The 17902-nt window shown below is 43.5% G+C and carries 8 protein-coding genes; 7 read left to right on the forward strand and 1 reads right to left on the reverse strand.

Annotated elements, in window-relative coordinates:
• Positions 1-141: 141 nt before the first annotated feature.
• From AC1XUD_RS21795 to AC1XUD_RS21825, 7 genes are all read left to right on the forward strand, one after another.
• Positions 142-3294, forward strand: a complete 3153-nt coding sequence (locus tag AC1XUD_RS21795) for a SusC/RagA family TonB-linked outer membrane protein (protein ID WP_483363147.1) — start codon at positions 142-144, stop codon at positions 3292-3294.
• Positions 3295-3307: 13 nt separating this feature from the next.
• Entirely contained in the window at positions 3308-5191 is a 1884-nt protein-coding gene (locus tag AC1XUD_RS21800) for a RagB/SusD family nutrient uptake outer membrane protein (RefSeq protein WP_483363140.1), read from the forward strand.
• A 645-nt stretch (positions 5192-5836) separates the two neighbouring features.
• Entirely contained in the window at positions 5837-8998 is a 3162-nt protein-coding gene (locus AC1XUD_RS21805) for a SusC/RagA family TonB-linked outer membrane protein (protein WP_483363148.1), read from the forward strand.
• 11 nt (positions 8999-9009) lie between these two features.
• A complete protein-coding gene (locus AC1XUD_RS21810; protein WP_483363141.1) occupies positions 9010-10896 on the forward strand; it encodes a RagB/SusD family nutrient uptake outer membrane protein in 1887 nt (628 codons plus the stop codon).
• Between the two features lie 180 nt (positions 10897-11076).
• Positions 11077-12147, forward strand: coding sequence for a M57 family metalloprotease (locus tag AC1XUD_RS21815; RefSeq protein WP_483363142.1), 1071 nt, complete (start codon positions 11077-11079; stop codon positions 12145-12147).
• A gap of 147 nt (positions 12148-12294) precedes the next feature.
• Entirely contained in the window at positions 12295-15681 is a 3387-nt protein-coding gene (locus tag AC1XUD_RS21820; protein ID WP_483363143.1) for a VCBS repeat-containing protein, read from the forward strand.
• Between the two features lie 18 nt (positions 15682-15699).
• Positions 15700-17016, forward strand: a complete 1317-nt coding sequence (locus AC1XUD_RS21825; protein WP_483363144.1) for a vanadium-dependent haloperoxidase — start codon at positions 15700-15702, stop codon at positions 17014-17016.
• A gap of 2 nt (positions 17017-17018) precedes the next feature.
• On the opposite strand, the gene AC1XUD_RS21830 is transcribed toward AC1XUD_RS21825, so the two are convergent.
• Positions 17019-17798 (reverse strand): patatin-like phospholipase family protein, encoded by a 780-nt coding sequence (locus tag AC1XUD_RS21830; RefSeq protein ID WP_483363145.1) that lies wholly within the window; start codon positions 17796-17798, stop codon positions 17019-17021.
• Positions 17799-17902: the final 104 nt, after the last annotated feature.

The raw sequence follows: 17902 nt of genomic DNA on the forward strand, positions 1-17902 counted from the left end.
GGTCCGTTTTCGAACGGTTTTTTAGTCTTAGAACCATATTTCTATCTATTAATTTATTATCAACTTATGAACAATTTTATTTTTAAGAGTCGTGGCAATTTGTCGCGCTGCCTGTTCACCCTTTTACTGCTTGTCGCTTCTATGGCAGCGGTAATGGCTCAGGACGCGATAAAAGGTCATGTTAAGGACCAGCAGGGTGCTGGATTACCGGGCGTAAGTGTCGTTTTAAAAGGAACGACTTCCGGTACTGTTACCGACATTGATGGAGCTTACACGCTCAATGCACCGGCCAACGGAACACTCATATTCTCGTTCATTGGGTATGTTACCCAGGAACTTGCTATCTCCAACAAGACTACAATTGATATCGTTTTGGCTTCAGACGTGAAAGCGCTGAGCGAAGTGGTTGTTGTTGGTTATGGTACTGCAAAGAAGGCTACATTAACAGGAGCAGTAACGGCTGTAAAAGGAACAGAACTTGAAAAAGCGCCTGCTGCTAACCTTTCCAATACGCTTGGTGGTCGTCTTCCGGGTATCTCTACTGTTCAGGCAAGTGGTGAACCAGGTTATGACGGCTCAGCAATCCGTATCCGTGGTACTAACTCTTTGGGTAACAGCAATGCGCTAATCGTTGTGGATGGTGTTCCTAACCGTTCGGGTGGTTTGGATCGTATCAATCCTGCTGATATCGAAAGTATTTCTGTATTGAAAGATGCGGCTGCGGCCATTTACGGATCACGTGCTGGTAACGGGGTAATTTTGATCACTACCAAAAGAGGTAAATCAGGCAAACCAAAATTGTCTTATGACTTCAATATAGGTATGGGCCGCCCAACGTTCGTGCCAAAAATGTCTAATTCATCTGAGTATGCAACGATTCGTAACGAATTGCAGATTTATGACAATTTGAACGTTGGCGAGTGGGGTGCTGCTAATCAGGCATTCAACAGTGCTGGTGTATATACTAAAAATGACGGAGGCGTTATCAATGCGATCTACACGCCAGACGACATGAAGAAGTTTGCTGACGGATCAGATCCATTGCTTCACCCAAATACTGACTGGTATGGAGCCGTAATTCGTAACTGGTCTCCACAGCAGCGTCATAATGTTCAGCTGACAGGTGGCAGCGAAAATATTAAATATTTGGCTTCGCTTGGATACCTTAATCAGGATGGTAACTACGTAAACTCGGCAACAGGTTACAAGCAATATAACATGCGCGTAAATCTGGATACGAAAATCAACAAATATGTAAGCGCTAATTTGGGCGTTTCGATGCGTGAAGAATTCCGTCACTTCCCGAATGGTGGTGGAGCGGGAGATATCTTCCGTATGTTGATGCGTGGAAAACCAACTGAAATCGCTATCTGGCCAGACGGTCGTCCTGGTCCGGATATTGAAAATGGTCAAAATCCTGCCGTTATTACAACCAACCAAACTGGTTACAACAATGACAAGAGAGACTACGTGCAGACTAACGGTACTATTGAGATACTTATTCCTGGTGTAACAGGACTCAAAGTAACTGGTACTGCTGCGATCGATAAAATGATGCGTCGTCAGAAATCATGGGCGAAACCTTGGACTTTGTATTTCTGGGACAAGAAAACTTACGAAGCAGATGGAGTATCTCCCTACTTGACCGGAACTGTTAGATCTACCTTCAGTGATCCTCGTCTTACAGAAAGTGCTTCTCAGGAGCTATCAGTTTTGCTTACAGGACAGGTGTCATATGAAAAAACCGTCGGAGGCCACAGTTTCAACGTAATGGGTGGTGTTCAGAGAGAAAATGTGGATGCTGACGGATTTTATGCATATCGTCGTTACTTCATTTCTCCTGTGGTTGATCAACTTTTTGCAGGTGGTAACGCTGAGCAGAATATTGACAACTTCGATCTTTACAGAAGAGCTCGTTTGAGCTACTATGGTCGTGCGGGATACAACTTTAAAGAAAAATATCTTGCTGAATTCCTTTGGCGTGTGGATGGTTCCTATGTATTCCCTAAACAAGGGCGTTTCGGATTCTTCCCTGGGGTATCTGCCGGATGGCGTATATCAGAGGAGGATTTCTGGAAAAACAACGTGCATTTCATGAACAATGTTAAGATTCGTGGATCGTGGGGTCAAATGGGTGCTGAGCCTTATTTCCTTGGAACTGAGAACTTGGCGGAATACCAATACTTGTCTACCATGGGCTTTGGCAGCTACGTAATCAATGATCAGGTTGCAAAAACTTTGTCAGAAACTCGTGTTGCTAACCAAAGCTTTACTTGGGAGGTTGCCAATAACAGCAATTTTGGTATTGAAGGTACATTCCTTAACGACAAACTTTCTTTCGAGTTTGACTACTTTGTGAACAACCGTTCGAACATCCTGATTCCTAAGACGGGTACTACGCCTTCTTCGGCTGGTATGGACGGAAAACTTCCACCTCAAAACTTGGGTAAACTACAGAACAAGGGATGGGAATTTAAAGTTAGCTACGACAACAACATAGGCGATTTCACTTACTCTGTAAGCGTGAACGGTGGATATGCGAAAAACAAAATCAAATACTGGGATGAAGTTCCTGGTGCGCCATCTTACCAAAGAACAACTGGCAAACCATATGGAGCATATCTTTTGTATGAATATGACGGTGTTTTCAAAAACCAGGCGGAAATCGATGCTAATACACTGGACTACTCAGGAATTACCGGAACACTTCGTCCGGGTGATATGAAGTTCAAGGACATTGGCGGTGGAGCAAACGAACAACCAGATGGAAAAATCAATGGTGATGACCGTATCAGAAGTGATAAAGTTCAAAGACCATGGTTTACAGGAGGTGCTTCGATCAATCTGGGTTACAAGTCGTTTGATTTGTCCGTATTGTTCCAAGGTGCTTTGGGTGGTTTGCAATTAGTAGGTTTAACAGAATCGGGTGATATTGGTAACTACCTCAAATATGACTACGATCACCGTTGGACTATCGAGAACGAATCAAGCGTGTATCCTCGTCTGACGAACCGTAACAATGCCTACTATACTAACACTGGAACAGCAGGATTCAACAGCTACTTCCTGAAAAACAACGATTACCTACGCCTTAAGAACATCGAGCTAGGATATAACCTGCCTGCTGAGTTTGGATCGAAAGTTGGATTCGGAAGCTTCCGTGTGTATGTAAATGCATTGAACCTTGCAACTTTCAGCAAAATCAAAGTTTGGGATCCGGAATCCACCAGCACAAGCGGTCAGTACTACCCGCAATCGAAGATTATTAACGCGGGTGTTCGTGTGTCATTTTAACTAAGAAGAAATTATGAAATTCAATATAAAGAATCTAGTTGTTTTAGCGATGTTGGCAGGAGCCATTTCTTCCTGCGATACAGACTTTCTCGACGTAACTCCGCCAAGCGAAATCCCGGCAGATGCAGTATGGGGCGATGGCCCGCTATCTGAAGCGTTTGTCACTGGTATATATGCGGGTTTACAGCAAGGAGGTTTCAGCGAGCAAATGCTGGCATCTCTTACTGATGAGGCCGTATTTACTCACACAGGCCGGAACATCAATACTGTAAATGAAGGGAGTTTGAGTCCATCAAACCTTGGTTGGGTAGATGATACTTATGGCTGGAGTCCGATGTACACCAGAATCAGGGCTACTAACCTGGCTTTGACAAACCTGCCGACGGCAACTTTCACAGACGAAACCCTGAAGTCACGTCTGAGAGGAGAAGCTTACTTTTTGAGAGCATATTACTACCAGCAGTTGGTGAGATATTATGGTGGAGTACCTATTATCAAAAAAGTATATGCTTTGAACGAGGACTACTCGGTACCACGTAATACTTACGAGGAGTGCGTTAACCAGATCGTTAGTGACTGCGACAGTGCTGCCCTCTTGCTTGATGGCAAAGCTGAAACAAAAGGACGTGCCAGCAAACTGGCTGCTCTTGCACTAAAATCCAGAGTTTTGCTTTACGCAGCGAGTGACTTACACGACGTACCAACTGCAAAAGCTAAGTCTGCATTGCTTGCAGCATATGGTCACCCTGAATTTCTTGGGTACTTATCTGGAGACAGGAAGGCACGTTGGGAAGCAGCGCGTGTTGCAGCCAAAGCGGTGATAGATCAAAGTAACGGTGGTTACAAATTGAATCTGACTGCTCAGGCGACTCCTGCCGAAGGAACAGCTAACTACATTGCAATGTCAATGGGTGGTGCAAGTACGGATAAGTCCATCGATGCAGGAGGTGCGAGCGAGATTATCTTTGGTCGTTATTTTACTGCAAGTTTGAGCGAAGGCGCTCGTCAGACAGGTCTGAACAACGGTCCGAACGGATACCACAACTGGGCTGGAAATACACCGATCGGTTTGCTGGTTGATGATTATGAAATGATGGATGGTACTTCTTTCAGTTGGACTAACCCTGTTCACAAGGCAAGTCCATATGTAAATCGTGACCCGCGTTTCTATGCAACAGTTATGTATGATGGTGCTCCTTGGAAACCACGTCCTTCTGATGCAAAAGATCCCGCTAATCAAATACAGACTGGTGCTTACGATTTGCTTGATGGAGATGGGAAATTATTTAACCGTAAAGGTTTGGATACCCGCTCAAGCTCAATCGAAGACTGGAACGGTAGCCGTACCGGTTATTACATGCGTAAGTTCATCGATCCAAATCCTACGCTTTATGATAACACAGACCGTCAGAATATCCCATGGCCATTCTTCCGTGTCACTGAGGCAGTCTTTAATTTCATCGAAGCAAGTATCGAGGTTGGAAACGAAGCGGATGCGTTGCTTTGGTTAAACAAAATTCGCTTCCGTGCAGGTATGCCAGCTATTAAAGCAAGTGGAACCGCATTGAGAGATGCATATCGTCACGAAAAGAGAATTGAAATGGCATATGAAGAGCAACGTTACAGTGATGCAAGACGTTGGATGATCGCTAAAGAGACGCTTGGACGCTCTCTACAGTACATCAACGTATTGGGTAAGTTCAAGCCCGGCAAAACCATGTCTGAACCGTATCACTACGATCCAACTGTTTACGACTACACTTATACGCCTGTAGTTGAAACATCTCACGAAAACCGGACTTGGATCGACAAAATGTACTTCCGTCCATTTAGTCGTGACGAAGTTAACCGTAACGAGATGCTTAAAACAGCTCAAAATCCTGGATACGAAAACTAGTATCTGACTAAGTATTTTTATTAAAGGTGCCCGGCTATGGGCACCTTTTTTTTGTTTCTCAGTAGGAAGTTCTGCGTTTTAATACGGCTATTAAAACGCTATTAAAGCCAATTGTAACCGTTTTTGGATATTTGTGTACACATAGTTACAACCGTTAGCCTGACTATTAAATGCATGTTAAAGTTTATGTAACTGGAAGTTGCACTATATATATAAAAAACTTACTTATTGTTATTTTTTTATAAATAGTTGATCTTTGAAAAGAATATGAATTTTTAATAAATAAATTATAGTTTTTTGCCATTTCAATAAAGTAGAAAGGTCATCTTTGTACTTAATAGGTTTTAATCAATAAGATTAAAATTTTAAATGTGTTATAATTACACTTTAGAGAAAATTCCATTACTCATCCCTAACTTACGTAGCCCACTTATGACAAAAAAGATCTGCTAAACTTCCCAACTCACCCGTGCAGAGCCTTTTGAAAAAGCCTGCTGCACATTTGTGCGTCTTCTGTCCGTTGCAGAACGGTTGTTTCGTACAAGAATGCTAACAAAATTTAATCTCTAAATTTATTCTATGACAATTTTTACTCGATTGGCTAATCGCGTCCAAACGCGAATAGTTTTCAGTCTTGTCCTTTCCATGCTCCTGACGGCGAGCGCTTTTGCGCAGACGACCATTCACGGAGTTGTGAAGGATGAGCAAGGCGCTGGCCTCCCAGGTGTGAGCGTAGTTGTAAAGGGTACTACGGCCGGAACCGTTAGTGATATGGATGGAAAATACACTGTGAGTGTACCTTCATCAAATAGCTTCCTTGTTTTTTCTTTCATTGGTTATCTTACCTATGAGGTGCAAGTTGGCAGCAAATCCACTGTAGATGCAGTACTGAAAGTAGATACTAAAGCACTTGAAGAAGTGGTTGTGGTAGGTTACGGTACTGCTAAAAAAGCTACTCTGACAGGATCAGTTACAGCTGTAAAAGGTGCAGAGCTTCAAAAAGCACCGGCTGCTAACCTTTCTAACACGTTGGGCGGTCGTTTACCGGGTGTGTCTGCTGTGCAGTCAAGTGGAGAGCCAGGGTATGATGGTTCTGCTATCCGTATTCGTGGTACCAACTCTCTTGGTAACAGTAGTGCCTTGATCGTTGTGGATGGTGTGCCTAACCGCTCCGGAGGTTTGGATCGTATAAATCCGGCCGATATTGAAAGTATATCAGTTCTTAAAGATGCTGCAGCGGCAATTTACGGATCACGTGCTGGTAACGGGGTTATTCTGATCACGACGAAACGAGGAAAAACAGGCAAACCACAGATTTCATATGATATGAACCTGGGTATGTCTCAACCTACCAGAACTCCGAAAATGTCGAACGCTTCTGAGTACGCCACGATCCGTAACGAGTTGCAAATTTATGACAACCTGCCTGTTGGCGAATGGGACCCGGCACTCACTGCATTTAATACCACGGGATCATACAAACGTCAGGATAATGGCAACACAATCAATGCGGTATACAATCCGGATGATATGAAGAAATTTGGTGATGGATCGGATCCTTTAATTCATCCTAATACGGACTGGTATGGTTCGGTGCTTAGAAAGTGGGCACCTCAGCAACGCCATAATCTTCAGTTGACGGGTGGAAGTGAAAATATCAGATACCTGGCTTCTATCGGCCATATCAATCAGGACGGGATTTATGTCAATTCTGCAACTGGTTACAAGCAATATGATATGCGTATCAACCTTGATACAAAGATCAACAAATATGTGTCCGCCAATCTGGGGGTAACGCTTCGTGAGGAATTCCGTCATTTCCCAAGTGGTGGTAACAGTGCTGGTGCAATTTTCCGTATGCTGATGCGTGGAAAACCAACCGAGATCGCAATTTGGCCAGATGGACGTCCAGGTCCGGATATTGAAAACGGTCAGAATCCTGCTATCATTACCACAAACCAAACGGGATATAACAACGACAAAAGAGACTATATCCAAACCAACGGAGGTATAGAGATTTTGATTCCGGGTGTACCAGGACTGAAAGTAAATGCGATGGCTGCTTTGGATAAGCAGATGAGAAGAAATAAAAACTGGGAAACTCCATGGACACTTTATTTCTGGGACAAGAAGACCTATGAGGCGGATGGTAAAAGTCCATTCCTCACTGGGACGGTTCGTTCTACTTTCAAGGATCCGCGTCTGAACGAAGCTTCTTTCCAGGAATTGTCAATTCAGTTGACCAGCCAGGTTTCCTACGAGAAAACAATTGGTTCGCACAACTTCAATTTGATGGCTGGTATCCAGAAAGAAAAAGTAGAGGCTGATGGTTTTTTTGCATTTCGTCGCTATTTCATCTCTCCTGTTATCGACCAGCTTTTTGCGGGTGGAACTGCTGAACAAAACTTGGGTAATGGTGACCTGTACAAGAGGGCTCGTTTAAGTTATTTCGGACGTGCAGGATACAACTTTAAAGAAAAATATCTTGCTGAATTCCTTTGGCGCGTAGATGGTTCTTATGTGTTTCCAAAAGAAGGACGTTTTGGATTCTTTCCAGGGGTATCTGCGGGATGGCGTATTTCGGAGGAAGATTTCTGGAAAAACAACATCCATTTCATGGACAACGTGAAATTGCGTGGATCATGGGGGCAAATGGGTGCTGAACCGTACTTCCTTGGTTCGGAAACACTTGCTGAATACCAATATCTTTCAACAATGGGTTTTGGTAGCTTTGTGATCAATGACGGTGTAGCAAAAACATTGGCAGAATCACGTGTGGCAAATAAAAACTTCACATGGGAGGTTGCCAACAACAGTAACTTCGGTATTGAAGGTACGTTCCTGAACGACAGGCTTTCATTTGAATTTGATTACTTCGTAAACAATCGTTCTAATATCCTGATCCCAAAAACAGGTACTACGCCATCTACAGCAGGTATTGACGGAAAACTTCCCCCACAAAACCTAGGTAAACTACAAAACAAAGGGTGGGAATTTAAAGTAAGCTACGATGGTAATGCAGGTGACTTTACGTACTCTGCAAGCGTAAATGGTGGTTATGCCAAAAACCAGATCAAATACTGGGATGAAGTTCCAGGGGCTCCGTCTTACCAACGATCAACTGGTATGCCGTACGGTTCGTTTCTTGTGTATCAGTTTGATGGTGTGTTCAAAAGCCAGTCTGAAATCGATGGCAATAAATTGGACTACTCGCCAATCACCGGTAACCTTCGTCCAGGAGACATGAAGTTCAAAGATGTAGGCGGACCTAATGGAACACCAGACGGAAAAATCACAGCAGATGACCGTATCAGAACAGACAAAGTTGCCCGTCCTTGGTTCACTGGCGGTGTAACTGTCAACCTGGGTTATAAAGGCTTTGATTTGTCTATCCTGATGCAAGGAGCAATGGGCGGTCTTCAACTTGTTGGTCTTACTGAGTCAGGAGATATTGGTAACTACCTGAAGTATGATTTCGATCACAGATGGACAATCGACAATCCTACCGACCAGTACCCGCGCCTTACAAACAGAAATAACCGTTACTATACCAATTCCGCTGCAACTAACAGCTACTTCCTGAAGAGCAATAACTATTTGCGTATCAAGAATATCGAGCTGGGGTATAACTTCCCGTCGGAGTGGATATCGAAAATTGGTATGACGAATTTCAGACTATATGTAAATGGATTGAACATTGCAACGTTCGACAAGATCAAAGTGTGGGATCCTGAAGCTACTACTGGCAGTGGTCAGTACTACCCTCAGTCCAAGGTATTAAGCGCAGGTGTTCGTATAGCATTTTAAGGATAACAAATATGAAATTGAAATATAGGAATATACTATTTGCCGGCGTGATCGCCACGTTAGGCTTGTGGTCATGTGATACCGACTTTCTTGACGTACAGCCTCCTAGTGAGATACCTAGTGAAGCAGTTTGGGGAGATGGAGCCCTTTCAGAAGCTTTCGTTACAGGTATTTACAGTGGGCTGCAGCAAGGAGGTTTTAGCGAACAAATGCTTGCGTCTTTAACGGATGAGGCAGTTTTTACGCATACCGGCCGGAATATCAACACGGTGAACGAGGGAAGTTTGAGCCCTTCCAACCTTGGCTGGGTTGACGCAACTTACGGATGGAGCCAAATGTACATTCAGATCAGAGCGACTAACATCGCTCTTCAGAATCTGCCAGTGGCGACCTTTACGGATGATGCTCTCAAGAAAAGATTGAGAGGCGAAGCGTACTTTTTGAGGGCATATTACTACCAGCAGTTGCTGAGATATTACGGTGGTGTGCCAATTATCAAAAAAGTATATGCCTTGAATGAGGATTATTCGGTAGATCGTAACACTTGGGAAGAATGTGTGAATCAGATCGTTAGTGATTGCGACAGCTCGGCGTTGTTGTTGGATGGAGTTTCGATGGCAAAAGGCCGCGCCTCTAAACTGGCAGCTCTGGCTGTAAAATCAAGAGTATTGTTGTACGCAGCCAGCGATTTGCATGATATACCTACTGCCAAAGCGAAATCAGCTTTAATTGCCGCTTACGCAAAACCAGAGTTGTTAGGGTATCTGACTGGTGACAGACAAGACAGATGGGTGAAAGCTCAAGCTGCTGCGAAGGCCGTAATTGAAGCAAGCACAGGAGGTTATAAGTTAAATCTTACTGCTCCTGCAACTGCGAATGATGGGAAAAATAACTATATCGCGATGGCGATGGCAGGTGCGAGTGGTGACAAATCAATCGATCCTACAGGAGCTACAGATTTGATATTCGGTCGTTATTTTACTCCAAGTTTAAGTGAAGGTGCTCGTCAGACAGGTTTGAACAACGGTCCGAACGGATACCACAACTGGGCTGGAAACACGCCGATCGGTTTGCTGGTTGATGACTATGAAATGATGGATGGTACTGCTTTCAGCTGGACGAATCCTGCTCAGAAGGCAAGTCCTTACACGAATCGTGATCCTCGTTTCTATGCTACAGTTATGTATGATGGTGCTGGTTGGAAACCACGTCCTTCGGATGCAAAAGACCCGGCTAATCAGATCCAGACTGGTGCTTACGATTTGCTTGATAGCGATGGAAAATTGATCAACCGTAAAGGTTTGGATACCCGGTCGAGCTCAATAGAAGACTGGAACGGTAGCCGTACCGGTTACTACATGCGTAAATTCATCGATCCGAATCCTTCACTTTACGATAACACGGATCGTCAGAATATTCCATGGCCGTTCTTCCGCGTTACCGAGGCAGTTTTCAACTACATTGAGGCTAGTATTGAACTTGGTCAGGAAGGTGTAGCATTGGAGTGGCTTAATAAGATCCGTTTCCGTGCGGGTATGCCAGCGCTCAAAGCAGCCGGAACAGCGTTGAGAGATGCATATCGTCATGAGAGAAGAATCGAAATGGCATATGAAGAACAACGTTACCACGATGCAAGACGGTGGATGATTGCGAAGGAAACTTTGGGCCGTAAATTACAGTATATCAATGTGTTGGGTAAATTTAAGCCAGGTAAAACGATGTCTGAGCCTTATCACTACGATCCAACTGTTTACGACTACACTTACACTCCGGTAGAAGAAACTTCTCACGAAAACCGTACATGGGTTGATAAAATGTACTTCCGTCCTTTCAGTCGCGACGAAGTAAACCGTAATGAAAAGTTGAAAACAGCTCAAAATCCGGGATATGATAATTAATTGAATTAATACCGATAGAGCTGATTAATGATTAAGGGCCTTGATTTTTTGGATGTAAATTCAAAAGATCAAGGCCTTAATCATTAAGTTCTATAATTTTTTCGAAAAAAAATTATAGAATTATTTTTATAATAATGTACAAGTATTTTATATTTGATACTTAACCAAAACGTATTAAATATGAAAACTCAGTGCATTAAAGTATTAACTGTATTAGTTTTTTTGGTAGGAGTATTATCCTGCTCAGACCCAAATCATGATTTAGAAAAAGATTTAAGCGCACAAGAAAAATTAAATGCTCAGAAAAATGCCGAGGCAGTCTTGAAATATATAAAAACCCTTGGGTTCAAAGATGAAAATATAGTTGAAGGCGAAAACGAATTTATTGCAGAAGGTGACATAGTTTTTTCTAAGAATATGAAAGTGCCGTCGCTGGCTGATTCCTCTGCTAAGATCAATCAATACTATTACGGAGCCTTGGTAGGTTTTACTAAGCGACGTTCTCTGAAAGTCGCGATAGACCCGTCCATGTCAGCGCAGACAAATGAAATATTGTCGGCTATGCAGCTTTGGAATTTATCTGGTGCAGGCATATATCTTGATCAGCCAACTCAAATAGGTGTTTTTGATATTTTGGTTACAAAGGTCGATTTAGGTTCTGGTGTTTGTGGTCGGGGTGCCTGGCCGTCCTCTGGAAACCCGGGGAATTTGGTTGAAATAAATCAGGATTTGGTGCAATCGCATTCGCTAGGCCAACGGATTTCAAACATTGCTCATGAATTAGGACACTGCATTGGCTTTACGCATACAAATGAAGGAGGTTACGAGATTCCAGGATATGGCGGAGGTGACAACCAATCGATTATGCTAGGCGGAATGTGCAACCAACTCCCGACGTCATTATCTCAAAAGGATAAAGGTGCCACTATTGCGCTTTATCCCAATCTTGACCCTAAGAATTTGAATATCAGTACCTCATACCAATTTGATTTGTCCTGGCAGCTTACTCAGGTGGCTGAGTGTACAGGTCTCACTGTCTCATACGGCGGGGTTACAAGTAACAATTTTGGCGGCTCCGTTTCCCTCGCAGCTAATCAAAGATACTTTTCAATTCCAAATATTGATCCAGATGGGACAAATCCAAATGTATCCAACGCCTATATCTCATTTAGTGTGACCGCAAATTATAGCGACGGACACCAGTCGACCAGAAGCTTTTCTAAAACCAGGGTAAACGGTGTATGGCAATAAAATGTCCCTGCGGCAAGAAAATCAATAATCATCACAGCAACCTGAATATGACAAATAAGTAGTTATTTTTACATTATAATTGAGACTATGCCTCTTTTAAAAGGCATAGTCTTTTTTTTGTATATGAATCCGGCGTCAATCTCTCGTATGAATAACATTTTACTCTTAATAAGAAATATTAGCATCGCCTGCCTGCCTTTTGTTATACTTTCATGTAATTCTCCGGAAAAAACTGAAAGTGGGGCCAAAGACAATCAAAAGCATATTTTTACTTTATTGCCTGCCACTGAAACTGGCGTCGAATTTAGCAACACGCTGACGGAAGGGCTTAATACCAACGTATTAATGTATGAGTACTTCTATAATGGTGGAGGGGTAGCCGTTGGTGATTTAAATGGCGATGGTCTGGAAGATATATACTTCACCGGTAATATGGTTTCCAATAAGGTATATCTCAATAAGGGAAACCTGAAATTCGAGGATATCACAACTGCGTCTGGTGCCGCAGGAAGGGAAAAGCCGTGGAAAACCGGTGTCACCATGGCTGATGTGAATGGTGATGGAAAGCTTGATATATTTGTTTGCTATTCTGGTAATGTTTCTCCTGAAAGCCTTAAAAATCAGTTATTTATAAATACAGGAAACAACGCACAGGGAGTTCCGCAATTTCAGGACAAAGCCGGGGCGTATGGTCTGGTTGATCCAAATACAAGTACTCAGGCCAGCTTTTTTGACTTCGATCGCGATGGCGACCTGGATATGTTCTTATTAAATCATAACCCAAGATCTCTCCCGATTCTGGATGAGTCAAGCACTGCAGATATTCTCAAAAAAGACGATCCGATGGCGGGTGTGCGCCTCTATCGCCATGACGAAAAGGGTGGAGAGCCATCTTTTACAGATATCACCAAAGCCGCCGGAATTCGTAGCTCCCCTCTGACTTATGGCCTGGGAATTGGTATTGCAGATATCAATCAGGACGGCTGGCCGGATATGTATATTTCTAACGACTATTCCGTTCCTGATTTTCTATATATCAATAATAAAAACGGAACATTCACGGATGTCACGAATTCTGCCATCGGGCATACTTCCCACTCTTCAATGGGCAATGATATTGCCGATTTTAACAACGACGGTTTGCTTGATATTTTCACACTTGATATGCTCCCTGAAGACAACCGCCGTCAGAAACTTTTGGCTGGGCTTGACAATTATGAGCTCTTCGATTTCAACGTGAAGATGGGATATCACCATCAGTATATGCGCAATATGCTTCAGTTAAATACTGGCTTAGGGGTTGGAGCAAAGGGTAACGGAAGCAAATTGGCTTTTTCTGAAATCGGTCAGCTGGCCGGCGTTTCTAATACCGACTGGAGCTGGGCCTCGCTATTTGCTGACTTGGACAATGATGGCTGGAAGGATCTTTTCATCACCAATGGCAATCTCCGCGACTTTACAAATATGGATTTTGTGAAGTATATGGGCGATCATCTAAAACGGATTGAAGGACAGGTTCGCCGGGAAGACGTGTTGGAAATGGTGTATAAAATGCCATCTTCCAATATGAAAAATTACTTATTCCAAAATAAAGGAGATCAGACTTTTCAAAACGTTGCCGAGTCGTGGGGATTGGGTGAAATTTCGAATAGCGGCGGTGCAGCATATGCCGATCTGGACAATGACGGCGATCTGGATTTGGTTGTTAACAATATCAATATTCCTGCATTTATATATCGGAACGACGTAGGGAAGGAATCCGGGAAACATTATCTCGCACTAAAACTGGAAGGGCTTGACAAAAATACGCTTGGGTTAGGGGCAAAGGTTACGGTTTATCAGAATGGTAACCAGCAATATCTGGAGCAAATGCCGACACGTGGATACCAGTCGAGCGTCTCGCCAAAGCTGCATTTTGGTTTAGGAAAGGAAGGTAAAATTGACTCTCTTGTGGTTACCTGGTTGAGTGGTAAATCCGAGAAGATAATTGATCCAAAAGCTGACCGGCTTTTAGCACTATCAGAAAAGAATGCAAAGGAAAATGGTGCAAAAAGTGCAGTTCTAAAAACTGCCTTTTCCGAAGTTAGATCGCCAATAGCGTTTGGTAATGCTGTTATCAAAACGAATGATTTCAAACGACAGCCTTTGCTGGTAAATCCATTGTCATTTTCGGGCCCGTGTCTTGTAAAGGGCGATATTAACGGGGACGGAGTGGAAGACATATATGCTGGCGGAGGCTCAGGTGAGCCAGCGAAATTATTCATTGGCTCCAAGTCGGGTGCGTTTTCTGTTAAAAATATTCCTGCCTTTGATGCAGATAAGAAAAGTCAGGATACGGATGCGGCCTTTGTGGATGTGAATGGAGACGGGGCGCTTGATCTGTTTGTATGCAGCGGCGGATATGGCAGTTTTATGCCCGAAGACGTGCTGCTCCAAAGCAGGTTATATATCAACGACGGAAAGGGTAATTTTATCAAAAAAACAGACGGGCTTCCCAAAATGCTGACCAGCACGAGCTGTGTGCGTGTTTCTGATTTTAATTCAGACGGAAAACCGGATCTTTTTGTGGGCGGTCGTGTCATCCCGGGAAGATATCCGGAACCACCGCGAAGTTATGTTCTGATAAATGACGGTACTGGTAAATTCTCTGACCAGACGGCCTCAATCGCACCAGCTCTGGAACGGATCGGAATGGTAACCGATGCCGCCTTCGCAGATTTGAACGGTGATAAGCAAAATGAATTAGTGATAGTGGGAGAGTGGATGCCGGTGACCGTATTTAAAATAGCAGGAGGGAAACTGGAGGACGCAACAAGCACATATTTCGACAAATCCTACAAAGGTTGGTGGAATAAAATCCTGGCCGAAGACCTGAACGGAGATGGAAAAACGGATCTCGTGATCGGAAATATCGGTTTGAATACCCAGTGCAAAGCCAGCGATACCGAACCTGCGGAATTATTATATAAAGATTTTGACGACAATGGCGCGATCGATCCGATTCTGAGTTTCTATATTCAGGGGAAAAGCTATCCCTACATCACCAGAGACGAACTTTTGGATCAGATGAGCATCATGCGTCCACGTTTTAATGACTATAAAAGTTATGCGGAAGCCACTGTGAAAGATGTTTTCTCAGAAGAAGAATTGAAGGGAGCGACTTCGTTATCAGCCAATATACTTTCCACCACTTATTTTGAAGCCGGTGCAGGTAATAAGTTGACAATCAAGAAATTGCCTCTGGCGGTTCAGGATTCTCCGGTATTTACAATCACCTCGCTGGACTATAATCGCGACGGAAAGAAAGACCTGCTGTTGTGTGGAAATATCAGTAAAGCCAGATTGCGTTTCGGAAAATACGATGCCAATTATGGTATCTTGCTGAAGGGTGATGGAAAAGGTAATTTCAATTATGTACCTCAGAATCAATCAGGTTTTGCAGTTACGGGCGACGTGAGAAGTGTGGTTTCCGTTGGAGATAAATTGCTGTTTGGGATCAATCAGCGCGCGGTGAAAGCATATAAAATGAATTGATAAAAAGTAGCTTATATAATGAAGAATTGCATCATTTTAATGTTGGGAATCGTTTGCCTGTTGGCTGGTTGTAACCCAAAATCAAATCAAAATCAGGAGTTAGGAGGCGACATAATCGGGCAGATCACCTCGCAAATGACAGATGTCATGGTTCATGATGTCACGAACCCGCCATTGGGAAGCCGTTTTTTCGCTTATAGTTGTCTGGCCGGATATGAAGTTGTGGCAAAATTTGATACGAGCTATCATAGTATGCATCAGGTGTTAAACGGCTTTCCGGAAATAGAGAAACCTGCTGCGGGTGTAGAAATATCTTACCAGCTGAGTGCCGCATTGGCGATACTGGAAACTGCAAAAAAGATACAGCCAACCGGGAAGATGCTTTCCCAGTATGAAGACAAACTGGTGGATTCATGCCGCACGATTGGTATGTCCGACGAAGTGATTGCCGCTTCTCTGGAATATGCGCTTTCGGTCAGCAAGCAAATTATGAAGTATGCCAAGGGGGATAAATATAACCTGATCAGCAATTATCCAAGATATGAGCCAAAAGAAGGTAATGGAAACTGGTATCCGACGCCTCCGGGATATTTTCCGCCTGTTGAACCTTATTTCAATACCGTTCGACCTTTTATACTGGACTCTGCATCTCAGTTCAAGCCCATTCCACCAGTTGCTTTTTCAGAAAACAAAAACTCGGAATTCTTCAAATTATTGAAGCAGAATTATGAGATGAAACTTGACAGTAATAGCAAACTGATTGCAGCATTTTGGGACTGTAATCCATTTGCTTTGGACACAAAGGGGCATTTGTTAGTAGGGATGAAAAAGATATCCCCCGGTTCACACTGGATGGGTATCACTGATATCGCCTGTAAAAAAGCCAAATTGGATTTTGGTAAAACTTTGCAGATCACTACTTCAGTTGCCGTCGGGATGATGGACGCTTTTATGACCTGTTGGGATGAAAAATACCGCAGCAATCGCATCCGCCCGGAAACTGCAATAAGGAAATATATTGACCCGAAATGGACACCGTTTCTGCAAACACCTCCATTTCCGGAATATCTGAGTGGACACTCGGTAGTTTCAGGAGCTGTTTCAGTGATTTTGACGCATTATTTGGGTGAAAACTTTGCATATACCGATACAGTGGAAGAACGTTTTGGGCTGAAAGCCAGACCCTTTACTTCCTTCAAACAAGCAGCGGAAGAAGCAGCCATATCCCGTTTTTACGGCGGTATTCACTATATGGACGCGATCGACGTCGGCTTGGACCAGGGCCGGAAGGTGGGTGCCTTGGTTATTTCGAAGCTGGAAAAGGGCAAGTCGTAAGATCAGTTGGTTGATTTTCTGGGACTGTCTATTTCCACGTTTTGTCGCCCCAGCAGATTTTTGGTATACCGATATCCGATATCAAAAATCTGCTGCCCTTTCCGAAAATCAAATGGATTGAAGGCCGAAAGTTCGGGAGCTTCGATCAGTAAGTCGCACCGATCCAGGCTGGCCCGTGCTTTTCCACGCATCGCCAGTCGGAAACTTCGATATAGAATATTAGGCACATGCGAAGCGCCTTTGTTCATTTCGATCGGATTGCAGTGAATACCAATGATATAGTCAGCCTCTTTTTCGACAGCAGCAACTGGCAGGTTGTGGAATATTGCGCCGTCGATCAAATGCCTTCCCTCGAACTGAACAGGCTTGAATATACCCGGCAACGCGCAGGACGCAAGAACCGGTTTTGCCAGTTCGCCTTTTCGAAAATAGACTTCTTCACCAGCCACGATGTCTGTCGCCGTCACAACAAGCGGAATTTTTAATGACTCAAATGAATTTTCAGGAATATAAATTTTAAGCAAATTTTCCGCTTTTTCAAGGCTCAAAAATCCTGAGAGGGTATATGCCAGCCCCAGATATTTCCGTAAGCTCGTTTTAATAAAAATTGCCAGCATCTCATCCGGACTATATCCATAAGCAAGCATCGCCCCGATAAATGCCCCGGCACTTGTCCCGCTGATAATATCCGGACGAACTCCATACTCATAAAGTGCCTTCAAAGCGCCAATATGAGAAATCCCTCTCGCTCCTCCTCCTGACAGTACGAATGCAGTTTTCAATGGTTCTTGGCTTTTAGCAGTTAGAAATTATTTACACACAAGATTGCTAAGGATAACTGTGAAAGCATTCTCCGTTTTAACACAGCTCCCTTAAGCATTTCCCT

It is taken from the genome of Dyadobacter sp. HNCC25DJ184 (assembly GCF_056895215.1).